This window comes from Streptomyces sp. NPDC002886, from assembly GCF_042888445.1.
Classification (GTDB): Bacteria; Actinomycetota; Actinomycetes; order Streptomycetales; family Streptomycetaceae; genus Streptomyces.
The window spans coordinates 1-22,706 of sequence record NZ_JBIAPV010000003.1 but is presented as its reverse complement, the minus strand read 5'-3'; the positions used below and the strand labels follow the sequence as shown (position 1 = coordinate 22,706).

The following is a 22,706-nucleotide window of genomic DNA, read 5'->3' as shown; positions in this document are numbered from 1 at the left end:
CACGCCACGACCCAGGGTCCCCCGTGAGGGTGAACCCCGCCGCACCCCGGGCCCCGCCGGCAGCCACCCGGAACTCCCGGACCCGCTCAGCCGGTCAGCGCCCGGCCAGGGCCAGGGCTCCGCCCCGCTCAGTCGATGCGACGTGCCGGGCCCAGCAGGCCCGTCTCCCCGTCCGTCGGCTGGGTCATCACGAACTGCCGGTCCCGCTCGGTGCACCACAGCGTGACCCCGTCGCCCAGCGTCGGCAGTGACTCCACCGCCGCCGCGGGCAGCAGCATCAGGCGGCCGAGCTGCTCCGCTTCGTCCGGGGAGACCCGCTGGATGCCGACCAGGGAGGCATTGCGCACCAGGCGGGGGGCCGCCGGGCTCAGGTACGGGAGCAGGGTCAGGACCGACTGCCAGGGTCCCGCCGCGACGCGGCCCCGCGGCGGCCGCATGCCGCAGTCGCGGATCACCAGGACCGGACTTCCCGCCGACGCGCCCTGCGGCGGCACCCGGCCCACGTCGTGCAGGGTCACGCACTGCTGGCCCCCGCCCGCGGCCTGCGCCAGCCCGGACCACACCGGGCCGCGCCCGGTCTCCACCGTCACCCGTGCCCCCGTGGCGGCGGCCCGCAGGGCCAGGACCTGCGCCGTCCACAGGCCGCCGATCAGCGTGACCTCGTACGGAGTCGGCCGGTTGATGCCGAGGACCGCCGGGCGGCCCCCCGAGTCGACGCCGATGACGACTCCGTCGTCCCCGACCGGCAGGGCGAGCGCGTCCAGCTCCGCCGCCTGGACCACGTGCCGTTCCCGGCGCGGGCCGACCAGCCCGAAACCGCCCCGCGAGCCCGAACCCGCTCCGGCGCGCGATCCCACAACGGATCCCGATCCCCCGGCGGATCCCGAACGAGAGCCCCTCATCGCGTCCCTCCCAGCGGCAGCGACGCCAGCAGCCCCGGCACCTGCTCCCGGTCCAGCCGCACCAGCCCGGCCTTGACCCCGCGGGCCGTCTGCTCCAGTCCGCGCCGCGCGGTGACCAGCTCCTCGTCGCTGCGCCCGGTGACCCGTACGTGCCCGGTCAGCGCGACCTCGTGCCGCGCGGCCGGGGTCATCGTCAGGCTGAAGTTCGTGGCCAGCGCCGGCAGCGAGGTCAGCAGCGCGACGAACTGCGGCAGTGCCGCCCCGCTTCCGCCCAACTGGGGCCAGCGGCTGATCCAGTACGTGGTGTGCCGCCGGTCGTCACAGCGCCAGGTCCGCGCGGTCTCCTCGGTGCGCCGGCCCGTGGCCGCCGACCGCCCGGCCTGGGTGATCGCCATCGGGTTCGCACACGAGGACGTGGCCAGCGCGCCCGTCAGCTCCTGCTCCGTGAGCACCGTCGCGCGGAACCCGGCCCCCGCGAGCCTGCTCGCCAACTGGTCCGCGACCCGCACCAGACACCGCTGCGCCCCCGGCAGCCCACCCCCGCGCGCCGTGACGGCGTCGGGGCACAGCTCCGGATCCAGCTTCAGCGCGATCCACGTGAGGCGTACGGCCGGGCTCCCGGTCAGGGCCTGGAGCGGGGCGTAGTTGCGCGCGGCCATCGACTGGGCCGGCAGGTGCGGGGCCGGCGCGGGCTGGGTGTGCTGCACGAGCTGCGCGGACTCCAGCCGGATGCCGTCCACTTCGAGGACGTCCCGTACGAGGGCCAGCGGCAGCGGCCGCGCCGCCCGGTCGGGGCGCAGTGCGGTGGCGTCCATGTCGACCTGGACCACCGCGGTCAGGAAGGTGCCGTCGCCGACCATGCCCACGGGCCGCCGGTCACGGTCGCGCTCCCGCTCGCTGAACGTGAGCGTCCGCAAAGCCGGTTCGGCCTCGACGAGCGGGGCCAGCCCGGGTTCCGTACCGGCCGGCACCGCCGTGGCGGCGGCCCGGCGGCGGCGTGCGCGCAGGGCCAGGGCGCCGCCGATCCATTCGGGCAGCGAGCGCCGGTGCCTGCGTACGACGGCGAGCAGGACGAGGAGCAGGGCGAGCACACCGGCCGGAGCCAGCAGCAGCGGATCCACGACCCAGGCCGCCAGCAGGGCCGCGGCGGCCACTTGGAGGAGCACGAGTTGTTGCAATCGGAACGGGCCGAAACGCCCCGGGCCGGACTTCGGATGCGGCGTCACTCCGGCGCGCGCGGGTTCGGGCGCCCCGGTCCGCGGCCTCACGGCAGTGGCCATCACTCGCGCACCTCACCTTTCCGGGGTTCGTACCCCTGAGCCCCGGCAGCACGCGCGACAGCCGGCCGCTCGCCCCCGGAATCTCCCCAACCCGCCCCAACACCCCTGTTTCCCCCCGGCCCGGAAGGCGTGGAGCGGCTGCCTCACCCTACCCGGCCCCCAACCGGCCCCCGTCAAGAGGCATAGTAGGTGGCCGGTCGGACAACAGAGGCCCGGCGACCGTACTCACCGACCGGGCCGTGCGGGGAGAATCAGGCGGCCATGGCCTCACGACGTGACGAGCTCAACGCGTACACCTTTGCGAAGCGACGCACGGTGGCCGCGTTCCTTCAGCCCTCGGCGAGCGGTTCGGAGGAGGGTGCGCCGCGGCCGCTGCGCGCCGTCCTTCCCAGTGTGATCACCGCCGCCGTCGTCCTCGCGGCCTTCGGAGCCTGGGGGATGTTCAAGCCGACGGCCCCCAAGGGCTGGGACACCCCCGGCGACCACGTCATCGTCGGCAAGGACTCGACGACCCGCTACGTCATCCTGACGACCACGGTCGACGGCAAACCCCAGACCCGGCTGCACCCGGTCCTCAACCTCGCCTCCGCCCGGCTGCTCCTCGACCCGTCCAAGGCCAAGGTCGTCCAGGTGGAGGACAAGGTGCTGGACGCGGGCAAGATCCCGCGCGGCCCCATCATCGGCATCCCGTACGCCCCCGACCGGCTGCCCGCCCCGGCGGAGGCCGGGAAGGCCAAGCGGTGGGCCGTCTGCCAGCAGCCCGGCGGCAACGGCAAGGGCGTGCAGACGGCCGCCTTCGTCCTCGCCGACCGCGAGGCGCATCTGATGGACGACAGGCGCCGGCTCTCCGACACCCAGGCCCTGTACGTCCAGAGCACCGGCCAGGGACGGGCCCGCTACCTCGTCGACGCGGCGGGCATGAAGTACAAGTTCCCCGACGCCGCCGCCGCGGACTCGCGCACGATGACCAATGCCCTGGTCGGCAACAGCGCCGTCCCGCAGCAGGTCACCGAGGAGTGGCTGGCCACCCTGGGCTCCGGCGACGACCTGGCCTTCCCCGAACTGCCGGGCGCCCGGGCCGGGACGGCCGCCGGGGTCAAGGGCCTGGCCAGCACCGACGACAAGGTCGGCATGGTGCTGAAGGCCGTGACCGGCGCCGGTGTGCAGCACTACCTGGTGCTGCCCGGCAAGGTCGTGCCCGTCTCCGACTTCGTCGCCTGGCTGATGATCTCCTCGCCCGCGACCGACCGGCTCGACATGCACGGCAAGGCCCACGAGGTGGACATGCAGTCCATCAACCCGGACCGCACGCCCTTCAAGGGCGACGCGAAATGGCCGCAGAAGAAGACCGAGCGGGTCAACGAGGTCCGCGCCTCCGCGGCCTCCGCCGCCGGTGCGGACGGCGCCCGCGACACCGTGTGCAGCGTGCTGCGCTCGGTCGACGCCCGGGGCCGCCAGACGCTGAGCACCTGGGCCGGCACCGGATTCCCCGTCGACATCACCGCCAGCGGCACGAGCGCCTACGTCACTCCGGGCACCGGCCTGCTCTACACCCAGGCACAGGGCCGCCAGACCACCGCGGGCGGCGCGCTCTTCCTGGTCACCGACACCGGCCTGCGGTACGCGGTCCAGGCGAACGGCGACAGCGACGCGGCCCAGCCCTCACCCGGACCGGGCGCGAGCTCCGGCCAGAGCGAGAGCCCCGGTCAGGGCGGGTCGGCCACTTCCGACGGCCGCCCCGCGCCGAGCCAGGCCCAGGCGCGGCTCGGATACGCGGACGTGGTCCCGGTGACGGTGCCCATCGCGTGGTCGGAGTTCCTCTCCAAGGGCCCCCGCCTCGACAGCAACTCCGCCCGTCAGCCCCAGGGTTCGTGATGCGCAGGACAGTCAGGCCCGCCCTCGCCGCCCTGCTGACGGCCGCGGCCCTCACCCTGGGGGCCGCGCCGCAATACTCGTACGCGAGCCCGCGCGAGTCTTCGTCCGCGAGCCCGCGCGAGTCCTCGTACCCCCTGCGTCTCGCGGGCGCGGGGGAGTGCACCTTCCCGATGAAGAAGCAGATAGAGGACCGGCCCTGGGCCCTCCAGCGCCTGCTGCTCGACGAGCTCTGGGCGCAGACCAAGGGCCGCTCCAAGGACGGCAAGTCCGTCCGGGTGGCCGTCATCGACACCGGGGTCGACCGGGTCAACCCGCAGCTCAGCGACGCCCTCGACATCGGGGCCGGCCGCGACTTCATCGACGCCAAGGGCGACGGCACGGCGGACAGCGTCGGGCACGGCACCAAGGTCGCCGGGCTCATCGCGGCCCGCCCGAAGGCCGGTACCGGCTTCGTCGGGATCGCCCCCGAGGCCACGATCATCCCCATCCGGCAGAACGACGGACAGGGTGGCGGCAACGCCCAGACCCTGAGCGAGGCCATCACGCACGCGGTGGCCAAGGGCGCCCAGGTCATCAACATCTCGCAGGACACCGAGCAGCCGATGACCCAGGACTCCAAGCTCGGGCAGGCCGTGAAGAAGGCCGTGGAGGCCAACGTGGTCGTCGTCGCCTCGGCCGGCAACGACGGCCTGACCGGGAAGAAGCGCGCCACCTACCCGGCGGCCTTCCCCGGCGTCCTGGCCGTGGGCTCCTCGGACCGCAACAACGAGCGCGCCGCCTTCTCCCAGCCCGGCTCCTTCATCGGGATCGCGGCCCCCGGCGTCGACATGGTCTCCACCGTCCCCGGCTTCGGCCAGTGCGTGGACAACGGCACCAGCTTCTCCGCCCCCTACGTCGCCGGGGTCGCCGCCCTGCTGCGCGCCAAGCATCCCGAGTGGACCGCGCAGGAGGTGATCTGGCAGCTCCAGAACACCGCCGAGCGCTCCGTCAACGGCCACGACGACTACGTGGGCTGGGGCGTGGTCGACCCGGTCCGCGCGCTCACCCAGTCCGCCGTGGGCGCGGAGCCCCCGAAGGCCCCCGTACCGGACCCCGGTCCGCCGCCCGCGGCGGCGCCGGAACCGGCCGCGATGCAGACGACGGAGACGGCCCGCGAACGCGACGAGCGGCTCGCCACGTACGCGCTGGGGATCGGCGGCGTACTCATCGCCGTGATCGCCGGTACCGCCACGGTGGTCCGGGACGCACGGAATCGGGGCAACCGACGGAACCGAAGGCGCCGTTTGCAGTGAACGGTCACGGTTCCTCAACAGATCCCCAAGGGCTGTGTTGGGTCGGGCCGATCAACTGACTACAGTGTTCGGAGGCTTCACGACTGTGATCGGGGATGGTGCGTGGAGCGGAGGGGATCCGGGGGCGTGTGGCTGAAAACCGCCCCCTCGACATACCGCTCCGCCGCGCGATCCGCCGTTTCTGTCTGGCGAATTGAGAGATGAGGAGCTTCGGATGACCAACAATTTCGGACTCGCTGATGACCCGGTAAAGCAGGCACTGAACAAGATTTCGGAGACCGCCGACAGCGTCACCCGGCAGTCCCGGGAGCTGGCGGACATCCTCGCCACCGTCGGCGCGGGCTGGACCGGTGTGGGTGCGTCGGGGTTCACCTCCGCGCAGACCGTCGTCAACGAGGACCACGACGAGATCCGCCGGCTGCTCGGCGTCCTGCACAACGCGGTCGGGCAGACCAAGAACCTGAGCAACGCGCAGGACGACGACGTGGTCTCGGCGTTCCAGGCGGTCAAGGCTTCCAGCGGCGGCGGCAACACCTCCGCCCTCAACGGGATCTGACCCGCGGGATCCGACCCGTTTCCCACCCACCTGCCCCGCCCCGTGCGAAGGAGAAGAGCATGACCGCGAACGACGGGCACACCAAGGTCCAGTACGAGAGCCTCCAGGGGATGGCGGACCGCATCCGCATCGTCTCGGACAACATCAAGAAGGACCTCGACGAGATGGGCGCGGCCCTGACGGTCGTCACCGACACCTGGGACGGCGAGGCGCACCTCCAGTACGTCGAGCTGCAGCGCAAGTACAACGCCAAGGCCGACCACATGCGCGCCCAGCTCCGCCAGGTCGCGGACCTGATCGAGCGCGGCAAGAACGACTACCGCGCCACCGACGTGAAGGCCTCGCGCCTGTTCACCGAGGCCTACTAGGCCCGCGGTACCGCGAAACACGAGGAAGGGGCGCGCCCGCACCGGGCGCGCCCCTTCCTCGTGTCCTGGCGTCTCCCGAGGCCCGGAGGCCTCGTGTGTCCGGAGGCCGTACGGGTCCTAGCGCGGATCCCGGTCCAGATCGAACTCCCCGTCCCGGGCCCCGAGTACGAACGCCTCCCACTCGGCGGCGGTGTAGCGCAGCACCGTGTCCCGGTCCAGCGAGGACCGCATCGCCACCGCCCCCTCGGGCAGCCGGGCGATCTCGACCCGCTCCTCGTCGGGAGAGGTGCCGGGCGGGCCCTCCCACTCGACGCCGCTGATGTCGAGCCCGTACAGCTCGTCCTTCTCCTGCTGAGTGCCCATGCGCGGCCTCTCCTTCGGTGGTGCGATCCCTGCCGATTATCGACGGTGGCGAGCCGCGCGCGGGGGGCTTTCCGCAAGCCACCACGAGCCCCCGCACGCCTCCGCCCCCGCACGCCCGGCCCCGGCTCCGCCCTACATCCCCGGCACCCGGCCGATCTGGATCAGCGAGGTCCCGCGCTTGCGCGAGACGAAGGAGGCCCGGCCCTGAGGCATGGGACGCGGCCGCACGCTGCCGACCAGATCCCCCTCGGACGGATCGCCGGACAGCACCACGCCCTGCGCGCCCAGCTCCTTGATCCGCTGCATGAACGGCTCGTACAGCGCCCGCGAGGCGCCCGCCGAACTGCGCGCGATGATGAAGCGGACCCCGGTGTCGCGCGCGAACGGCAGGAACTCCACCAGCTGCGCCAGCGGATTGCCCTGACTCGTGGCCACCAGGTCGAAGTCGTCGATGATGATGAACACGTCCGGGCCCGTCCACCAGCTACGGTCGCGCAACTGCTGCGGAGTGACGTCCTGCGGAGGCTGCCGGCGGGCGAACACCCCGGCCAGCGCCTCCATGTGCATCTGCAGGGAGCTCGCCATCGGCGCGTACTCCAGCAGGTGCTCCTCCGGCAGCGCGCCGAGCAGGCCGCGCCGGTAGTCGCCGACCACCAGCCGGGCCCGGTCCGGGCCGTAGCGCTCCGAGATCCGCTGGGCGATGAGCCGCAGCAGGTTCGTCTTGCCCGACTCGCTCTCGCCGAACACGAGGAGGAAGGGGTCGGTCTCGAAGTCGACGAACACCGGCTCCAGCTCGGTCTCGTCGATGCCGATCGCGATCCCGCGCTCCGGGTACTCCCCGCCCTTGGGGAGCTGGTCCGCGTGCAGCAGCCGCGGCAGCAGCCGCACACCGGGGGCGGCCTGGCCGGTCCAGTTCTGCTTCACGGCGCCCACGAAGGCGGCCGTCGCCTCCGACAGGTCCTCCGTCGCATGCGAGCCGTCGACCCGCGGCAGCGCGCCCAGGAAGTGCAGCTTCTCCGCGACCTGGCCCCGGCCCGGCATGCCGGCCGGGACGTTCGCCGCGACCTTGCGGTCGAACTCGGAGTCCATGACGTCGCCGAGGCGCAGCTCCAGCCGGCTGAGGATCTGGTCCTTCAGCGCGGCCCGGACCTCCATGTACCGGGCGACCGTGATCACCACGTGGATGCCGTATCCCAGCCCGCGGGACGCGATGTCCGTGACGACCTGCTCCAGGGCCTCGTACTCGCCCCGGAAACCGCCCCAGCCGTCGACGACCAGGAACACGTCGCCCCAGGCCTCACCGGGCAGCTCGCCCGCGGCCCGCCGGCGCCGGTAGGTGCCGATCGAGTCGATGTTGTTCGCGCGGAAGAACTCCTCGCGCCGGCGCAGCACCCCGGCCACCTCCGCGACCGTGCGCCGTACCCGCTCCGGGTCCAGCCGGGACGCGATCCCGCCCACGTGCGGCAGCTCGGCCAGCGAGGACATGCCGCCGCCGCCGAAGTCCAGCCCGTAGAACTGCACCTCGCGCGGGGTGTGCGTCAGCGCGAAGGAAGAGATCAGCGTCCGCATCAGCGTGGACTTGCCCGACTGCGGACCGCCGACCACCATCATGTGGCCCGCCGCACCCGAGAAGTCCCGGTACAGCACCTCGCGCCGCTGCTCGAAGGGCTTGTCGATGAGCCCGAGCGGTACCACCAGCCCGCCCGGCCGCGTGTACCCCTCGGCGTGCAGCCCCCGCTCCGCGCTCGGCGCCAGCGCCGGCAGCAGCTGGTCCAGCGGCGGAGCCTGGTCCAGCGGCGGCAGCCACACCTGGTGCGCCGGCACCCCCTGCCCCTCCAGCCGTCCCACGATCACGTCGAGCACCGTGTCCGCGAGCGCGTCGTCCCCGGCCCGCGCCTCCTGCTCCGCCCGCGCCGACAGGTACGCCGGGTCCGGAGCCGCGTACACCACCGGCACCGGCGCCGCCGTGAACAGCACGGGCCGCCGCTCCACCGGGAACAGCCCGACCGACAGGTCCGGCCCGCCCGAGCGGTAGGTGCCCGAGACGTACGCCGCCTTGAAGCGCGTCATCTCGTCCGTACCGAACTTCAGGTAGCCCGAGCCGGGCACCGACGGCAGGTGGTAGGCGTCCGGCACGCCGATCGCGGTCCGCGACTCCGCCGCCGAGAAGGTCCGCAGACCGATCCGGTACGACAGGTACGTGTCCAGCCCGCGCAGCTTGCCCTCCTCCAGCCGCTGCGAGGCCAGCAGCAGGTGCACGCCCAGCGACCGGCCGATGCGGCCGATCTGGATGAACATGTCGATGAAGTCCGGCTTCGCGGTCAGCAGCTCGGAGAACTCGTCGATGACCAGCACCAGCGAGGCCAGCGGCTCCAGCGGAGCACCCGCCGCGCGGGCCTTCTCGTAGTCGTGGATGTTCGCGTAGTTGCCCGCCGAGCGCAGCAGCTCCTGGCGGCGCTGCAGCTCGCCGCGGATCGAGTCGCCCATGCGGTCCACGAGCGTGAGGTCGTCCGCCAGGTTGGTGATGACCGCCGCGACGTGCGGCATCTGCCCCATCCCGGTGAAGGTCGCACCGCCCTTGAAGTCGGCGAGCACGAAGTTCAGCGTCTCCGAGGTGTGCGTGACGGCCAGCCCCAGCACCAGCGTGCGCAGCAGCTCCGACTTGCCCGAACCGGTCGCGCCCACGCACAGCCCGTGCGGGCCCATGCCCTCCTGCGCGGCCTCCTTCAGGTCCAGCATCACCGGGGAGCCGTCCTCGCCGACCCCGATCGGCACGCGCAGCCGCTCGCCGGCGGAGCGCGGCCGCCAGGTGCGGGCCACGTCCACCGCGGCCGCGTCGCCCAGGTTCAGCAGGTCGGTGAAGTCCAGATTGGCGAGCAGCGGCTCGTCCTCGTCCCCGCCGCCCGTCCGCAGCGGCGCCAGCTGCCGGGCCAGCGCCTCGGCCGCCGGCAGCGACAGGACGTCCGGCAGACCCTCGTAGGCGAAGCCCGCACCCGACTCCAGCCGCAGCCGGCCCGGCCGCACCACGACCGACAGCCCGCCGCGCGCCTCGTCCAGCTCGCCCGCCACCACCTCGACGACGGTGACCCCCTGCAGGCCCTCGGCCGCCGCGAACACCGAGTCCGGCGGCACCAGACCCCCGCGGGAACCCGAGTCCAGTACGAGCACCACGTGCGGCTGGTCCAGCACCGGGGAGCCCTCCCGGCTGAACCGGGGCCGGCCCTCCAGGCGGGAGCCGAGCAGCCCCTCCAGCTCGCCGAGGTCGTCGCCGAACAGCCGCTTCGTGCCGGCCCCGTCGATCTGACCCGGCAGCTGGGTGTGCGGCAGCCACTTGACCCAGTCCCACTCCGCCACCGCGCCCGGCGCCGCCACCACGGCCACCATCAGGTCCTCGGGGGAGTGCAGCGTGGCCAGTTGTGCCACCAGCGCCCGCGCGGTGCCCCGAGCGGACTCCGGCTCCCCGGAAACCGTCACGTGGTAGAACGCCCGCAACGACACAGCCATCGGCAGCCCGTCCAGCGAGGAGTGCACCCGCAGGAACCGCTGCATGGCCCCGGCCGCCAACGGCTCCAGCTCGTCCACCGGCGCCGTGTCCGGCGCCACCAGCGGGGTCGCCAGGCGCTGCGCGCCCAGCCCCAGCCGGGCCTGCCCGAAGTCCGCGTCGCCGACCCGCCGCTCCCACAGCCGCGAACCCTCGGCCACCACCGACCACAACTGCTCCGGAGCCGGGTGCAGATACAGCTGCGCGTCGCGCTGGGCCCGCGCGGTCCTGCGTACCTGACGACGGGTTTGAGCCAGGTACTTGAGGTAGTCCCGCCGGATATCGGCCATTTGCCCCTGCGTACCGCGCCGGTGCCGCACCAACTGCGCCACCAGCATGCCCACCGTCGACACCATCATCAGCACGCCCATGATGCGCATGAACGGCGCGGCGCCCGGCATGAAGAAGAAGACGGCCGACGAGCCCATCCCGAGCATCGGGAGGAGCTGCATCAGCACGCCCTCCTGCTGCCCCCGGGGAAGTTCCGGCGGCGCCTCCAGCCGCAGTTCGTCCGAAGGCACTTCGGGCGGCAGCGACCGCGGCGGACGCTTGACGACGATCTGGCTCACCGGAGCATCAATCCCTCGAAAACAGACGGGACGTCGCAACCGGCGCCCTCAAGTCCCGGGCGCGAAGGGGGTCTCCTCCGCAGGGAGGTGATCCTACTTGCCGACAGTCATCAGCCCTCCCGGTAGGGTGGCGCGCGCGGCATGCGCATCCGCGAATCGGACGCGCACCGGCGGGCGGACCACCACCGCCGGCGCATACCCACGCGACACCAACGCACACACCCACCGGGGGGCATCAGGTGAACACCGCCGAGGCGACCGGCTTCCGCAGGGTCACCGTCGTGGCTCCCGACAGCCGCATAGACGTCGCCCTCCCCGAGGACATCGCCGTCGCCGACATCTACCCCGAGCTGCTGCGCCTCACCGGCCAGACCCAGCCCGTCGGCGCACCCACCGGCTTCCACCTGGTCCTGCGCTCCGGCACCGTCCTCGACGGCGCCCGCACCCTCGCGGCCCAGCAGGTCCTGGACGGCGAAGTGCTCAGCCTGCGCCCCTTCGCGGAATCCCTGCCGCCCGCCGTCTTCGACGACGTCTCCGACGCCGTCGCCGCCGCCGTGGTGCGCGACCGCCACCGCTGGAGCGACGACATGCTGCGCGGCGCGGGCCTGACCGGCGCCGCCGTCCTCTTCGTCCTGCTCGGCTTCGTCCTCTGGTACGCCGACCCCGTCCTGCACGACATGCACGGACTGCCCGGCATCACCGCCGGCTCCGTCGGCGTGCTCCTCACCGCCGCCGCGGGCGTCCGCGCCCGGGTCTACCGCGACCGCGGCTCCGCCGTCGCCCTCGGCCTCGCCGCCGTACCGCACCTGCTGCTCGCCGGCGCCGGCATCATCGCCCCCGCCGCTGGCCAGGGCCCCGGCCGGCTGCAGTTCCTCCTCGGCTGCGTCTGCGTCCTCGTCGCCTCCGTCGCCCTGGTGGCCCTCACCCCCGACGGCGACGCCCCCTTCGTGGCGACCACCTTCCTCGCCGCCACCGGGACCCTGGCCACCTTCGCCGCCATCGCCGCCGACGCGAGCGCGACCTACGCCGCGGCCGTCTGCGCCCCCGCCGCCATCGGCCTCGTCGCCTTCCTCCCCGGCCTCTCCGCCCGCTTCGCCCGGCTCCCCATCGGCTACGCCGCCCCCCGGAGCGCCACCGCCGAGTACGAGACCCCGGACCGGTACGAGACCGAGCCGTACGGTGACCGTTCCGCCACCGACGGGCACGACTCCGCAGCCCCCCTCGACGCCGAGGCCATCGCCGCGCAGGCCCGCCGCGGCCACGAGATGCTCCTCGGCCTCGTCGGCGGCTGCGCGGCCGTCGCCGTCGGCTCGGCCGCCGTCCTCGGCTTCTCGGACAACACCTGGGCCCGGCTCCTGGCCCTGGCCACCGGTCTCGCCATGCTGCTGCGCGCCCGCCTCTTCCGGTACACCTCCCAGGTCGCCTGCGCCCTCGTGGCCGGCTTCGCCGCCCTCGGCCTGCTCGTCCTGGGCCTCGCGATGCACCCGCCGTACGCCCTGCTCAAGGAGCTCGCCCAGTACGGGGACCACAGCGGCCTGGAGATCCGTACGCTCTGGCTCTCCGCCGCCGTCGCCGCCGGCGCGGCCCTCTTCGCCGGAATTGCATTGGTCATTCCCCGCAAGGGTCTGTCACCCTTCTGGGGGCGGCTGCTCGACCTCACCGAGGCGGCGGTCCTGCTCAGCCTGGTCCCGCTGGCCCTGGCCGTGCTCGACGTCTACGCCCGGGCCCGCGCTCTCACCAGCTGAGACGAGGGGCAGCGGCAGCCTGGTACGCTGTGTGACGGCCGTTTGTGTACGCGCCTCCGGACTCTTCCGGGGGCTGCGCTCAACGGATCCCGCCTCCCGAGTTACGGAAGATCCCCAGAGAATTCGACCTGGGGCACTCGGTGGCTATGTAGACCTATTACAAGGAGTACGCGTGCCGCTCGACGCCGCAGTCAAGAAGCAGCTCATCGCAGAGTTTGGTGCCAAGGAGGGCGACACCGGCTCCCCCGAGGTCCAGGTCGCGATGCTGTCCCGCCGCATCTCGGACCTGACCGAGCACCTGAAGTCCCACAAGCACGACCACCACTCCCGTCGTGGTCTGCTGATCCTGGTCGGCCAGCGCCGCCGCCTGCTGCAGTACCTGGCCAAGAAGGACATCCAGCGCTTCCGTACGCTGGTCGAGCGCCTCGGCATCCGCCGCGGTGCGGCCGGCGCCAAGTAAAGACGCTGTGAAGGGAGCGGTTCCCACATTGAGTGGGCCGCTCCCTTTGCTGTACGTGCGCGAGGTACCGGACGCTTTGTAGTCTGGAAGCGTCCGCGTCGCAAGACGCGCACAACTGAAGAGGAGGAGCGCCCTCCCACGCCGCCGGTCCTCGGTAGTGGCATCCGGAAAGCCCGTACGGGGCTTCGCCCGGCTGCTTCGATCGAAGACCGGCCCGCACGCCAGGAGCGCTTCTCCGCAACCGTCCACCACCACACGGGTGGCGGACGGAGACGACGAAAATGGAGAAAACGCTAGTGGAGAACGAGACCCACTACGCCGAGGCCGTCATTGACAACGGTTCCTTCGGCACCCGCACCATCCGCTTCGAGACGGGCCGTCTGGCCCGCCAGGCCGCCGGCTCCGCCGTTGCCTACCTGGACGACGACACGATGGTGCTTTCCGCCACCACCGCGTCGAAGAAGCCCAAGGACCAGCTCGACTTCTTCCCCCTGACGGTGGACGTCGAGGAGCGCCAGTACGCGGCCGGCAAGATCCCCGGCTCGTTCTTCCGCCGCGAGGGTCGCCCCTCCGAGGACGCGATCCTCACCTGTCGCCTGATCGACCGCCCGCTGCGCCCGTCCTTCAAGAAGGGCCTGCGCAACGAGATCCAGGTCGTCGCGACGATCATGGCGCTCAACCCCGACCACCTGTACGACGTCGTGGCGATCAACGCCGCCTCCGCGTCCACCCAGCTGGCCGGTCTGCCCTTCTCCGGCCCGATCGGCGGCGTCCGCGTCGCGCTGATCCGCGGCCAGTGGGTGGCCTTCCCGACGCACACCGAGCTCGAGGACGCCGTCTTCGACATGGTCGTCGCGGGCCGCGTGCTCGAGGACGGCGACGTCGCGATCATGATGGTCGAGGCCGAGGCCACCGAGAAGACCATCGCCCTGGTCAAGGGCGGCGCCGAGGCGCCGACCGAGGAGGTCGTGGCCGCCGGCCTCGACGCCTCGAAGCCCTTCATCAAGGTCCTCTGCAAGGCCCAGGCGGACCTGGCGGCCAAGGCCGCCAAGCCCGAGGGCGAGTTCCCGGTCTTCCTGGACTACCAGGACGACGTCTACGAGGCCCTCGCGGCCGCGGTCAAGGGCGAGCTCTCCCAGGCGCTGACCATCGCGGGCAAGCAGGACCGCGAGGCCGAGCTGGACCGCGTCAAGGAGATCGCCGCCGAGAAGCTCCTCCCGGCCTTCGAAGGCCGCGAGAAGGAGATCTCCGCCGCGTACCGAGGCCTGACCAAGGCCCTGGTCCGCGAGCGCGTCATCAAGGACAAGGTCCGCATCGACGGCCGCGGGCTCACGGACATCCGTACCCTCGCCGCCGAGGTCGAGGCCATCCCGCGCGTGCACGGCTCGGCGCTGTTCGAGCGTGGCGAGACCCAGATCCTGGGCGTCACCACCCTCAACATGCTCCGCATGGAGCAGCAGCTGGACACCCTCTCCCCGGTGACCCGCAAGCGCTACATGCACAACTACAACTTCCCGCCGTACTCGGTCGGCGAGACCGGCCGCGTCGGTTCGCCGAAGCGCCGCGAGATCGGCCACGGCGCGCTCGCCGAGCGCGCGATCGTGCCGGTCCTCCCGACGCGTGAGGAGTTCCCCTACGCGATCCGCCAGGTGTCCGAGGCTCTCGGCTCCAACGGCTCGACGTCCATGGGCTCGGTCTGCGCCTCCACCATGTCGCTGCTGAACGCCGGTGTGCCCCTCAAGGCCCCCGTCGCCGGTATCGCCATGGGCCTGATCTCGCAGGAGATCGACGGCAAGACCCACTACGTCGCCCTCACCGACATCCTCGGTGCGGAGGACGCGTTCGGCGACATGGACTTCAAGGTCGCCGGCACCAAGGAGTTCGTCACCGCGCTCCAGCTGGACACCAAGCTCGACGGCATCCCGGCCTCGGTTCTGGCCGCCGCCCTCAAGCAGGCCCGCGACGCCCGCCTCCACATCCTCGACGTGATGATGGAAGCGATCGACACGCCGGACGCCATGTCCCCGTTCGCCCCCCGGATCATCACCGTCAAGATCCCGGTGGACAAGATCGGTGAGGTCATCGGGCCCAAGGGCAAGATGATCAACCAGATCCAGGAGGACACCGGCGCCGAGATCACGATCGAGGACGACGGCACCATCTACATCGGTGCCGCCGACGGTCCGGCCGCCGAGGCCGCCCGCGCCACGATCAACCAGATCGCCAACCCGACCATGCCGGAGGTCGGCGAGCGTTACCTGGGTACGGTCGTCAAGACCACCACCTTCGGTGCCTTCGTCTCCCTCATGCCCGGCAAGGACGGCCTGCTGCACATCTCGCAGATCCGCAAGCTCGCCGGTGGCAAGCGCGTGGAGAACGTCGAGGACGTGCTCGCGGTCGGCACCAAGGTCCAGGTCGAGATCGCCGAGATCGACTCCCGCGGCAAGCTCTCGCTGGTCCCCGTCATCGACGGCGAGGCCGCCGGTGACGACGCTGACAAGGACGACTCCGACAAGTGACGTCGCGTAGTTCCCGTGTGACGGCCCGCCCCTCTTCGGAGGGGCGGGCCGTCGCCCGTACCCAAACACTGCTCAAGGGCGCGAACGGCATCGGCACCGTCCGCCGCACGGTCCTCCCCGGCGGACTGCGCGTGGTGACCGAGACGCTGCCGTCCGTGCGCTCCGCCACCTTCGGGATCTGGGCGCACGTCGGCTCCCGGGACGAGACGCCTTCGCTGAACGGCGCCACGCACTACCTGGAGCACCTCCTCTTCAAGGGCACCGAGAAGCGCAGTGCCCTCGACATCTCCTCCGCGATCGACGCGGTCGGCGGCGAGATGAACGCCTTCACGGCGAAGGAGTACACCTGCTACTACGCGCGGGTGCTCGACACCGACCTGCCGCTGGCCATCGACGTCGTGTGCGACATGCTCACCGGCTCGCTGATCCTCGAATCCGATGTCGACGCCGAGCGCGGAGTCATCCTCGAAGAGATCGCGATGACCGAGGATGACCCGGGCGACATGGTCCACGACCTGTTCGCCCAGACCATGTACGGGGACACCCCGCTCGGGCGCCCCGTCCTCGGCACCGTCGACACGATCAACGCGCTCACCGCCGACCGGATCCGCCGCTTCTACAAGAAGCACTACGACCCCACCCACCTGGTCGTGGCGGCCGCGGGCAACGTCGACCACAACAAGGTCGTACGGCAGGTCCGCGCGGCCTTCGAGAAGGCCGGCGCCCTGACCCGCGCCGACGCCGAACCGGTGGGTCCGCGCTCCGGCACCAAGCGGATCCGCACCTCCGGCCGCGTCGAGCTGGTCAACCGCAAGACCGAGCAGGCCCACGTGGTCCTCGGCATGCCGGCCCTGGCCCGCACCGCCGAGCGCCGCTGGGCGCTCGGCGTACTGAACACCGCGCTCGGCGGCGGCATGTCCTCCCGCCTCTTCCAGGAGGTCCGGGAGAAGCGCGGTCTCGCCTACAGCGTGTACTCGTACACCTCGGGCTTCGCCGACACCGGTCTCTTCGGCGTCTACGCCGGCTGCCGCCCCAACCAGGTCCACGACGTACTGCGGATCTGCCGGGACGAGCTGGACAAGGTGGCCGCCGACGGGCTCACCGACGAGGAGATCCGGCGGGCCGTCGGCCAGCTGTCCGGCTCCACCGTCCTCGGCCTGGAGGACACCGGCGCGATCATGAACCGCATCGGCAAGAGCGAGCTGTGCTGGGGCGACCAGATGTCGGTCGACGACCTGCTGGCCCGCATCGCGGCCGTCACCCCGGACGAAGTGCGCTCCGTCGCGCAGGACGTCCTGGCCCAGCGGCCCTCGCTCGCGGTGATCGGCCCCCTGAAGGAGAAGCAGGCGGCCCGTCTGGACGAGGCCGTCGCCTAGCCGGGCGAACCCCGGGAGCACGTTGCCCGGGCCCCGGGACAGGGCCCGGGTCCGTACGCACTTTAAGGAATGACATGAGCAAGCTGCGCGTGGCAGTTCTCGGCGCCCAGGGCCGCATCGGCTCCGAGGCCGTCAAGGCGGTCGAGGCCGCCGAGGACATGGAACTGGTGGCCGCCCTCGGCCGCGGAGACAAGCTGGAGACGGTGGCCGAGGCCGGCGCCCAGGTCGCGATCGAGCTGACCACCCCCGCCTCGGTGATGGAGAACCTCGAGTTCCTCGTCGGCCACGGCATCCACGGAGTGGTCGGCACCACCGGCTGGACCGAGGACCGCCTCGGCCGGCTGAACGGCTGGCTCGCCGCTTCCCCGGCGACCGGCGTGCTCATCGCCCCGAACTTCTCCATCGGCGCCGTCCTCACCATGAAGTTCGCGGCCCAGGCCGCCCGGTACTTCGAGTCCGTCGAGGTCGTCGAACTGCACCACCCGAACAAGGTCGACGCCCCCTCCGGTACGGCGACCCGTACGGCGCAGCTCATCGCGGCCGCCCGCGCCGAGGCCGGCCTCGGCGCGCAGCCCGACGCCACCGCCACCGCCCTCGACGGCGCGCGCGGCGCGAACGTCGACGGCGTCCCGGTGCACGCGATCCGCCTCCGCGGCCTGCTGGCCCACCAGGAGGTGCTCCTCGGCGGTGAGGGCGAGACCCTGACCATCCGTCACGACTCCCTGCACCACAGCAGCTTCATGCCGGGCATCCTGCTCGGCGCGCGCCGCGTGACGCAGACCCCGGGCCTCACCTTCGGCCTGGAAAACTTCCTCGAACTCGGCTGACGAGCAGGCGGTACCCATGCGCGCGAAGATCCTCTACTTCCTCACGGCCGCCGTCCTGGTCGTGTACTTCGTCCTGGTCGGCAGCAGGGGCCTGATGCTGATCCGGCACGGGACCTTGCTCACCGTCACCTTCGGGGTGGCCGTGCTGATCCTGCCGGTCATCGGCGTCTGGTTCCTCTGGAAGAACACCCAGTTCGTCACCCGGGCCAACCAGCTGGGAGTCGAGCTGGAGGCCGAGGGCGGACTGCCCGTGGACGAGCTGGAGCGGGACAAGTACGGCCGGATCCTGCGGGACTCGGCCGACGAGGTCTTCGCGCGTCGCAGGGCCGAGACGGAGGACGCGCCGGGGGACTGGCGCAGCTGGTTCCGCCTGGCCATCGCGTACCACGACGCCCGCGACACCCCGCGGGCCCGCAAGGCCATGCAGAGGGCCATCTCCCTGCACGACGGAAAGCCCGTACAAGCCTGAGCCTGTACGGGCTTCCCGTGCGCGTGACGCACTCTCACCGGGGGCGCCGCGGCGCCGGGGCGGACCGCCTCAGGCGGGCACGGCCCGGTACTCGTCGGCCCAGGCCTCGACCCTGCCGGCGGCCCGGTCGAAGGCCTCGGTCCGCGACAGGAAATCGGCGTTGTGGTCGGTCAGCAGCACCGGCAGCTCGGCGCCGCCGCGCGCGGCCACCGTCAGGGCCTGGCCCTGCACGGTCCTCGGCAACCCGAGCCAGCGCACGGGCTGCTGCACGGTGCGGACTTCGCCGACCTGGTCCCAGGGGATCGAGCGCGTGGTCAGGAACCCGGCCACGCGCAGCCCCTTGGGGCTCACCCAGACGCCCGTGCGCAGCAGCCGCAGGGCGGAGCCGACCACGGCGAGCGAGGCCAGCAGACCGCCCAGGGCGCCGGTCCAGGTGCCGGCGGCCACGATGATCACCGTGGCGAACAGCATGAACGAGCCGACCAGGAGCATCACCGAGGCGATGGCCACCCGCCAGGGCCCCGGGCGGTACGGACGGCGCCATCGGTCGGGGTCTTCGTAGGGGAGCGTCTCCCCGGTGTCGTGCGCGTCGAATGCGCCGTCGGCCGTCAGGAAGGGCAGGGGCACGGCAGGACCTCACTCACATGCACGTTCGGTTGGGCTGTGCCCGTGAGGCTACCGCCCCTCGGAGGCCTCCGACTGCTGCGACTTCTCCGGTGCGTGGCTCGGCTGCAGTGCGGGGACACCGAAGAGCAGCGATCCGACGAGCCCCGCGACGACGGTCAGTCCGACCAGACTACGGGCGGCGATCTGGGTCTTGCTCAGACTCTCGCGCGGCGGCGGGGTGACATTGCTGCGGAATCGGTCGGCCTCGGCGACGAAGGCGAACGGGACGGGTTCGCGCCGGCGGAACATGGGGAACGACTCTCCTTACGGTCAGGGCCCTGGGGCTGTGGGGCGGGATGGACGGACGTTCTACGTAGTAGGACGTACGAATGGCCCGATCGGTGCCGATTTTCGGGAGATTCGCCAAAGTTCATGGCGTTGCGTCAGTTTCGCCGCCGAGGGCCCGACGCGGCCCGGGCTGCCCGTTCGGCCCTGCCGGCCGTCTCGGCCGTCCCCGCGGTGTGACCTGGGCCGGACCCTTCCCAGGGCCGACCGCGATGCCCCGTATAGCCCGAATCACCGGTTCCGCACGGATGTACGGAACAAGTCTGAAGTGTCCGTATTGCCACGTTTCGTAAAGTTCATCTAGGCTGATCAAACGGACCCGGCACTGCTTGAACCCCCGAGCAGGCAGTGCCGGGCTCCAACACCGTCATCACGTCCCCCGAGGGGACACCGCGAGCATGGCAGCGAGTAGCGTGTTACCCATGGCTCCGATCTCGACTCCGCAGACCCCCTTCGGGCGGGTCCTCACCGCCATGATCACGCCGTTTACGGCGGATGGCGCACTTGACCTCGACGGCGCGCAGCAGCTCGCCGTCCACTTGGTGGACGCAGGCAACGACGGCCTGATCATCAACGGCACCACCGGTGAGTCGCCGACCACCACTGACGCGGAGAAAAACGACCTCGTACGAGCCGTACTCGAAGCGGTCGGAGACCGGGCCCACGTGGTCGCCGGCATCGGCACCAATGACACCCGTCACACCCTCGAGCTGGCCCGTCAGGCCGAGCGCACCGGTGCTCACGGCCTGCTCGCGGTCACCCCGTACTACAGCAAGCCGCCGCAGGAGGGCCTCTTCCGGCACTTCACGGCGATCGCCGACGCCACCGAGCTCCCGGTCATGCTCTACGACATCCCCGGCCGCAGCGGTGTCCCGATCAATACGGAAACACTCGTCCGGCTGGCCGAGCACCCCCGTATCGTTGCCAACAAGGACGCCAAGGGCGACCTCGGACGCGCCAGCTGGGCCATCGCACAGAGCGGCCTGGCCTGGTACTCCGGTGACGACATGCTGAACCTGCCGCTCCTGTCGGTCGGCGCGGTCGGCTTCGTCTCCGTGGTCGGTCACGTGGTCAGCCCCGAGCTCCGAGAGATGCTCGAGGCCCACCTGGGCGGCGACGTCCAGAAGGCCACCGAGATCCACCAGAAGCTGCTCCCCGTCTTCACCGGCATGTTCCGCACCCAGGGTGTGATCACCACCAAGGGTGCGCTGAACCTGCAGGGCCTGCCCGCGGGCCCGCTGCGTCTCCCGCTGGTCGAGCTGACCGCCGAAGAGACGGCCCAGCTCAAGATCGATCTTGCCGCCGGCGGGGTACAGCTCTGACACCAGACTTCACAACTGAATAAGCAGAACCACACAAGACAACAGCAAGTGCACGAATGACATGCGCGCCATGTGCCTCGACGGGTACGTGGCCGCGCGTGGTGAAGGAGAACCTTTTGAGCCATCCGCATCCTGAACTCGGTCCGCCGCCGAAGCTCCCCAAGGGCGGCCTTCGGGTCACCCCCCTGGGCGGGCTCGGTGAGATCGGCCGCAACATGACCGTCTTCGAGTTCGACGGCCGCCTGCTCATCGTCGACTGCGGTGTCCTCTTCCCCGAAGAGGAACAGCCGGGCATCGACCTGATCCTTCCGGACTTCTCGTCCATCCGGGATCGCCTCGACGACATCGAGGGCATCGTCCTCACGCACGGCCACGAAGACCACATCGGCGCCGTCCCGTACCTCCTCCGGGAGAAGCCGGACATCCCGCTGATCGGCTCCAAGCTGACGCTGGCGCTCATCGAGGCCAAGCTCCAGGAGCACCGCATCCGCCCCTACACCCTTGAGGTGAAGGAAGGCGAGCGCGAGAACCTCGGCCCCTTCGACTGCGAGTTCATCGCGGTCAACCACTCCATCCCGGACGCCCTGGCCGTGGCCATCCGCACCGGCGCCGGCATGGTCGTGTGCACCGGTGACTTCAAGATGGACCAGCTCCCGCTGGACAACCGCCTCACCGACCTGCACGCCTTCGCGCGCCTGAGCGAAGAGGGCATCGACCTTCTCCTCTCGGACTCGACGAACGCCGAGGTCCCGGGCTTCGTCCCGCCCGAGCGCGAGATCTCGAACGTCCTGCGCACGGTGTTCGCCAACGCCAACAACCGGATCATCGTGGCGAGCTTCGCGAGCCACGTGCACCGCATCCAGCAGATCCTCGACGCCGCCCACGAGTACGGCCGCAGGGTCGCCTTCGTCGGCCGCTCGATGGTCCGCAACATGGGCATCGCCCGTGACCTGGGCTACCTGAAGGTCCCGGCCGGCCTCGTCGTGGACGTCAAGACCCTCGACGACCTGCCGCCCCACGAGGTCGTGCTGGTCTGCACGGGTTCGCAGGGCGAGCCGATGGCGGCCCTGTCCCGCATGGCGAACCGCGATCACCAGATCCGGATCGTCCCGGGCGACACGGTGATCCTGGCCTCGTCCCTCATCCCGGGCAACGAGAACGCGGTCTACCGCGTGATCAACGGCCTGACCCGCTGGGGCGCCAACGTCGTGCACAAGGGCAACGCCAAGGTGCACGTCTCGGGCCACGCCTCCGCGGGCGAGCTGCTGTACTTCTACAACATCTGCAAGCCGCGGAACCTGATGCCGGTCCACGGCGAATGGCGCCACCTGCGCGCCAACGCGGAGCTCGGCGCCCTGACGGGCGTTCCGAAGGACCGCATCGTCATCGCCGAGGACGGCGTCGTCGTCGACCTCATCGACGGCAAGGCCCGCATCTCCGGCAAGGTCCAGGCCGGCTACGTCTACGTGGACGGCCTCTCGGTCGGCGACGTCACCGAAGCCCACCTCAAGGACCGCAAGATCCTGGGTGACGAGGGCATCATCTCGGTCTACGTCGTGGTGGACAGCACCACGGGCAAGATCGTCAGCGGCCCGAACATCCAGGCCCGCGGCTCCGGCATCGAGGACTCGGCGTTCACGTCCGTCCTGCCGAAGATCGAGGAAGCCATCGCCCGCGCCGCCGCGGACGGTGTGGCCGAGCCGCACCAGATCCAGCAGCTCATCCGCCGCACGATGGGCAAGTGGGTCTCGGACGGCTACCGCCGCCGCCCGATGATCCTCCCGGTCGTCGTCGAGGTCTGACCCTCGCCGTAGCGACCACACCGGAGCGGGGCAACCGGATTTGCATCCGGGGGCCCCGCTCCAGTACGTTTACGTCTCCACCTCGCACGGCCCCCCGGCACACACGTGTGCCCGGCCATGCCGATGCGGGCGGGTGGGATTCCAGAGCAGGGAAACCTGATAAAGTCTGGCTCGCCCGAAAGGGAATGGCTCTCCAATGGCCGTCCAATTCAAATCCAAGTCGGAAACGACGCGGAAATGATCTGGTAGAGTTGGAATCGCCGGAAAGGGAAACGCGAAAGCGAAGAACTGGAAAGCGAATCCCGCTGACTGGGAATCGGACACGAAAGAGTCTGATAGAGTCGGAAACGCAAGAACAGAACGAAAGCCCGGAGGAAAGCCCGAGAGGGTAAGTACAAAGGAAGCGTCCGTTCCTTGAGAACTCAACAGCGTGCCAAAAATCAACGCCAAAAAGTTGATACCCCGTCCATTTCGGTGGATGAGGTTCCT

18 protein-coding genes are annotated in these 22,706 nt (G+C 71.1%); 12 read left to right on the top strand and 6 right to left on the bottom strand.

The features are described 5' to 3' along the window. Positions 1-128 precede the first annotated feature (128 nt). Positions 129-902 (bottom strand): hypothetical protein, encoded by a 774-nt coding sequence (locus ACFYYB_RS12345; RefSeq protein WP_389435026.1) that lies wholly within the window; start codon positions 900-902, stop codon positions 129-131. Continuing rightward, on the bottom strand, positions 899-2,182 hold the full coding sequence (eccE, locus tag ACFYYB_RS12340) for a type VII secretion protein EccE (protein WP_389435024.1): 1,284 nt from the start codon (positions 2,180-2,182) through the stop codon (positions 899-901). Before eccE ends, ACFYYB_RS12345 begins: the two co-directional genes overlap by 4 nt. Before the next feature lie 261 nt (positions 2,183-2,443). Here eccE and eccB point away from each other — a divergent pair, with 261 nt between their 5' ends. The 4 genes from eccB (at position 2,444) to ACFYYB_RS12320 (ending at position 6,273) form a co-directional block, all read left to right on the top strand. Further along, entirely contained in the window at positions 2,444-4,057 is a 1,614-nt protein-coding gene (gene eccB, locus ACFYYB_RS12335; RefSeq protein ID WP_389435022.1) for a type VII secretion protein EccB, read from the top strand. Further along, on the top strand, positions 4,057-5,349 hold the full coding sequence (gene mycP, locus ACFYYB_RS12330) for a type VII secretion-associated serine protease mycosin (protein ID WP_389435020.1): 1,293 nt from the start codon (positions 4,057-4,059) through the stop codon (positions 5,347-5,349). Before eccB ends, mycP begins: the two co-directional genes overlap by 1 nt. A gap of 214 nt (positions 5,350-5,563) precedes the next feature. Then, on the top strand, positions 5,564-5,905 hold the full coding sequence (locus ACFYYB_RS12325; protein WP_389435018.1) for a WXG100 family type VII secretion target: 342 nt from the start codon (positions 5,564-5,566) through the stop codon (positions 5,903-5,905). Positions 5,906-5,964: 59 nt separating this feature from the next. After that, the gene (locus ACFYYB_RS12320) at positions 5,965-6,273 is read left to right on the top strand and encodes a WXG100 family type VII secretion target (protein WP_327304258.1); all 309 of its coding nucleotides are present in this window, start codon (positions 5,965-5,967) and stop codon (positions 6,271-6,273) included. 117 nt (positions 6,274-6,390) lie between these two features. Here ACFYYB_RS12320 and ACFYYB_RS12315 read toward each other — a convergent pair whose 3' ends face one another. Both ACFYYB_RS12315 and eccCa read right to left on the bottom strand, forming a co-directional pair. After that, positions 6,391-6,636, bottom strand: a complete 246-nt coding sequence (locus ACFYYB_RS12315) for a DUF397 domain-containing protein (RefSeq protein ID WP_254385841.1) — start codon at positions 6,634-6,636, stop codon at positions 6,391-6,393. Positions 6,637-6,768: 132 nt separating this feature from the next. Continuing rightward, positions 6,769-10,746 (bottom strand): type VII secretion protein EccCa, encoded by a 3,978-nt coding sequence (gene eccCa / locus ACFYYB_RS12310; protein ID WP_389435016.1) that lies wholly within the window; start codon positions 10,744-10,746, stop codon positions 6,769-6,771. A gap of 239 nt (positions 10,747-10,985) precedes the next feature. Between eccCa and eccD the strand changes: the two genes are divergently transcribed. From eccD to ACFYYB_RS12280, 6 genes are all read left to right on the top strand, one after another. Continuing rightward, the gene (gene eccD, locus ACFYYB_RS12305) at positions 10,986-12,491 is read left to right on the top strand and encodes a type VII secretion integral membrane protein EccD (RefSeq protein ID WP_389435015.1); all 1,506 of its coding nucleotides are present in this window, start codon (positions 10,986-10,988) and stop codon (positions 12,489-12,491) included. Positions 12,492-12,663: 172 nt separating this feature from the next. Beyond that, entirely contained in the window at positions 12,664-12,951 is a 288-nt protein-coding gene (rpsO, locus tag ACFYYB_RS12300; protein WP_243337509.1) for a 30S ribosomal protein S15, read from the top strand. 296 nt (positions 12,952-13,247) lie between these two features. Beyond that, positions 13,248-15,470: a polyribonucleotide nucleotidyltransferase gene (locus ACFYYB_RS12295; RefSeq protein ID WP_389436172.1), complete on the top strand. Its 2,223-nt coding sequence runs from the start codon at positions 13,248-13,250 to the stop codon at positions 15,468-15,470. Beyond that, complete coding sequence (locus tag ACFYYB_RS12290) at positions 15,467-16,846, top strand: M16 family metallopeptidase (protein WP_389435014.1); 1,380 nt, start codon at positions 15,467-15,469, stop codon at positions 16,844-16,846. The genes ACFYYB_RS12295 and ACFYYB_RS12290 overlap by 4 nt, the downstream gene beginning before the upstream one ends. Positions 16,847-16,920: 74 nt before the next feature. Then, positions 16,921-17,673, top strand: a complete 753-nt coding sequence (gene dapB / locus ACFYYB_RS12285) for a 4-hydroxy-tetrahydrodipicolinate reductase (protein ID WP_389435013.1) — start codon at positions 16,921-16,923, stop codon at positions 17,671-17,673. Between the two features lie 16 nt (positions 17,674-17,689). Further along, positions 17,690-18,142 carry a hypothetical protein gene (locus ACFYYB_RS12280; RefSeq protein ID WP_327304253.1) on the top strand — a complete coding sequence of 151 codons (453 nt, stop codon included), beginning with the start codon at positions 17,690-17,692 and terminating at the stop codon, positions 18,140-18,142. Positions 18,143-18,211: 69 nt separating this feature from the next. Here the strand turns inward: ACFYYB_RS12280 and ACFYYB_RS12275 are convergent, their stop codons facing one another. Both ACFYYB_RS12275 and ACFYYB_RS12270 read right to left on the bottom strand, forming a co-directional pair. Next, positions 18,212-18,769 (bottom strand): PH domain-containing protein, encoded by a 558-nt coding sequence (locus ACFYYB_RS12275; protein WP_327304252.1) that lies wholly within the window; start codon positions 18,767-18,769, stop codon positions 18,212-18,214. 48 nt (positions 18,770-18,817) lie between these two features. Then, entirely contained in the window at positions 18,818-19,057 is a 240-nt protein-coding gene (locus ACFYYB_RS12270; RefSeq protein ID WP_327304251.1) for a hypothetical protein, read from the bottom strand. A gap of 458 nt (positions 19,058-19,515) precedes the next feature. On the opposite strand from ACFYYB_RS12270, the gene dapA reads away from it, so the two are divergent. Together dapA and ACFYYB_RS12260 are read left to right on the top strand one after the other, a co-directional pair. Then, on the top strand, positions 19,516-20,415 hold the full coding sequence (gene dapA, locus ACFYYB_RS12265) for a 4-hydroxy-tetrahydrodipicolinate synthase (RefSeq protein ID WP_266904008.1): 900 nt from the start codon (positions 19,516-19,518) through the stop codon (positions 20,413-20,415). Between the two features lie 116 nt (positions 20,416-20,531). Further along, positions 20,532-22,217: a ribonuclease J gene (locus ACFYYB_RS12260; protein WP_383953425.1), complete on the top strand. Its 1,686-nt coding sequence runs from the start codon at positions 20,532-20,534 to the stop codon at positions 22,215-22,217. Positions 22,218-22,706 lie beyond the last annotated feature (489 nt).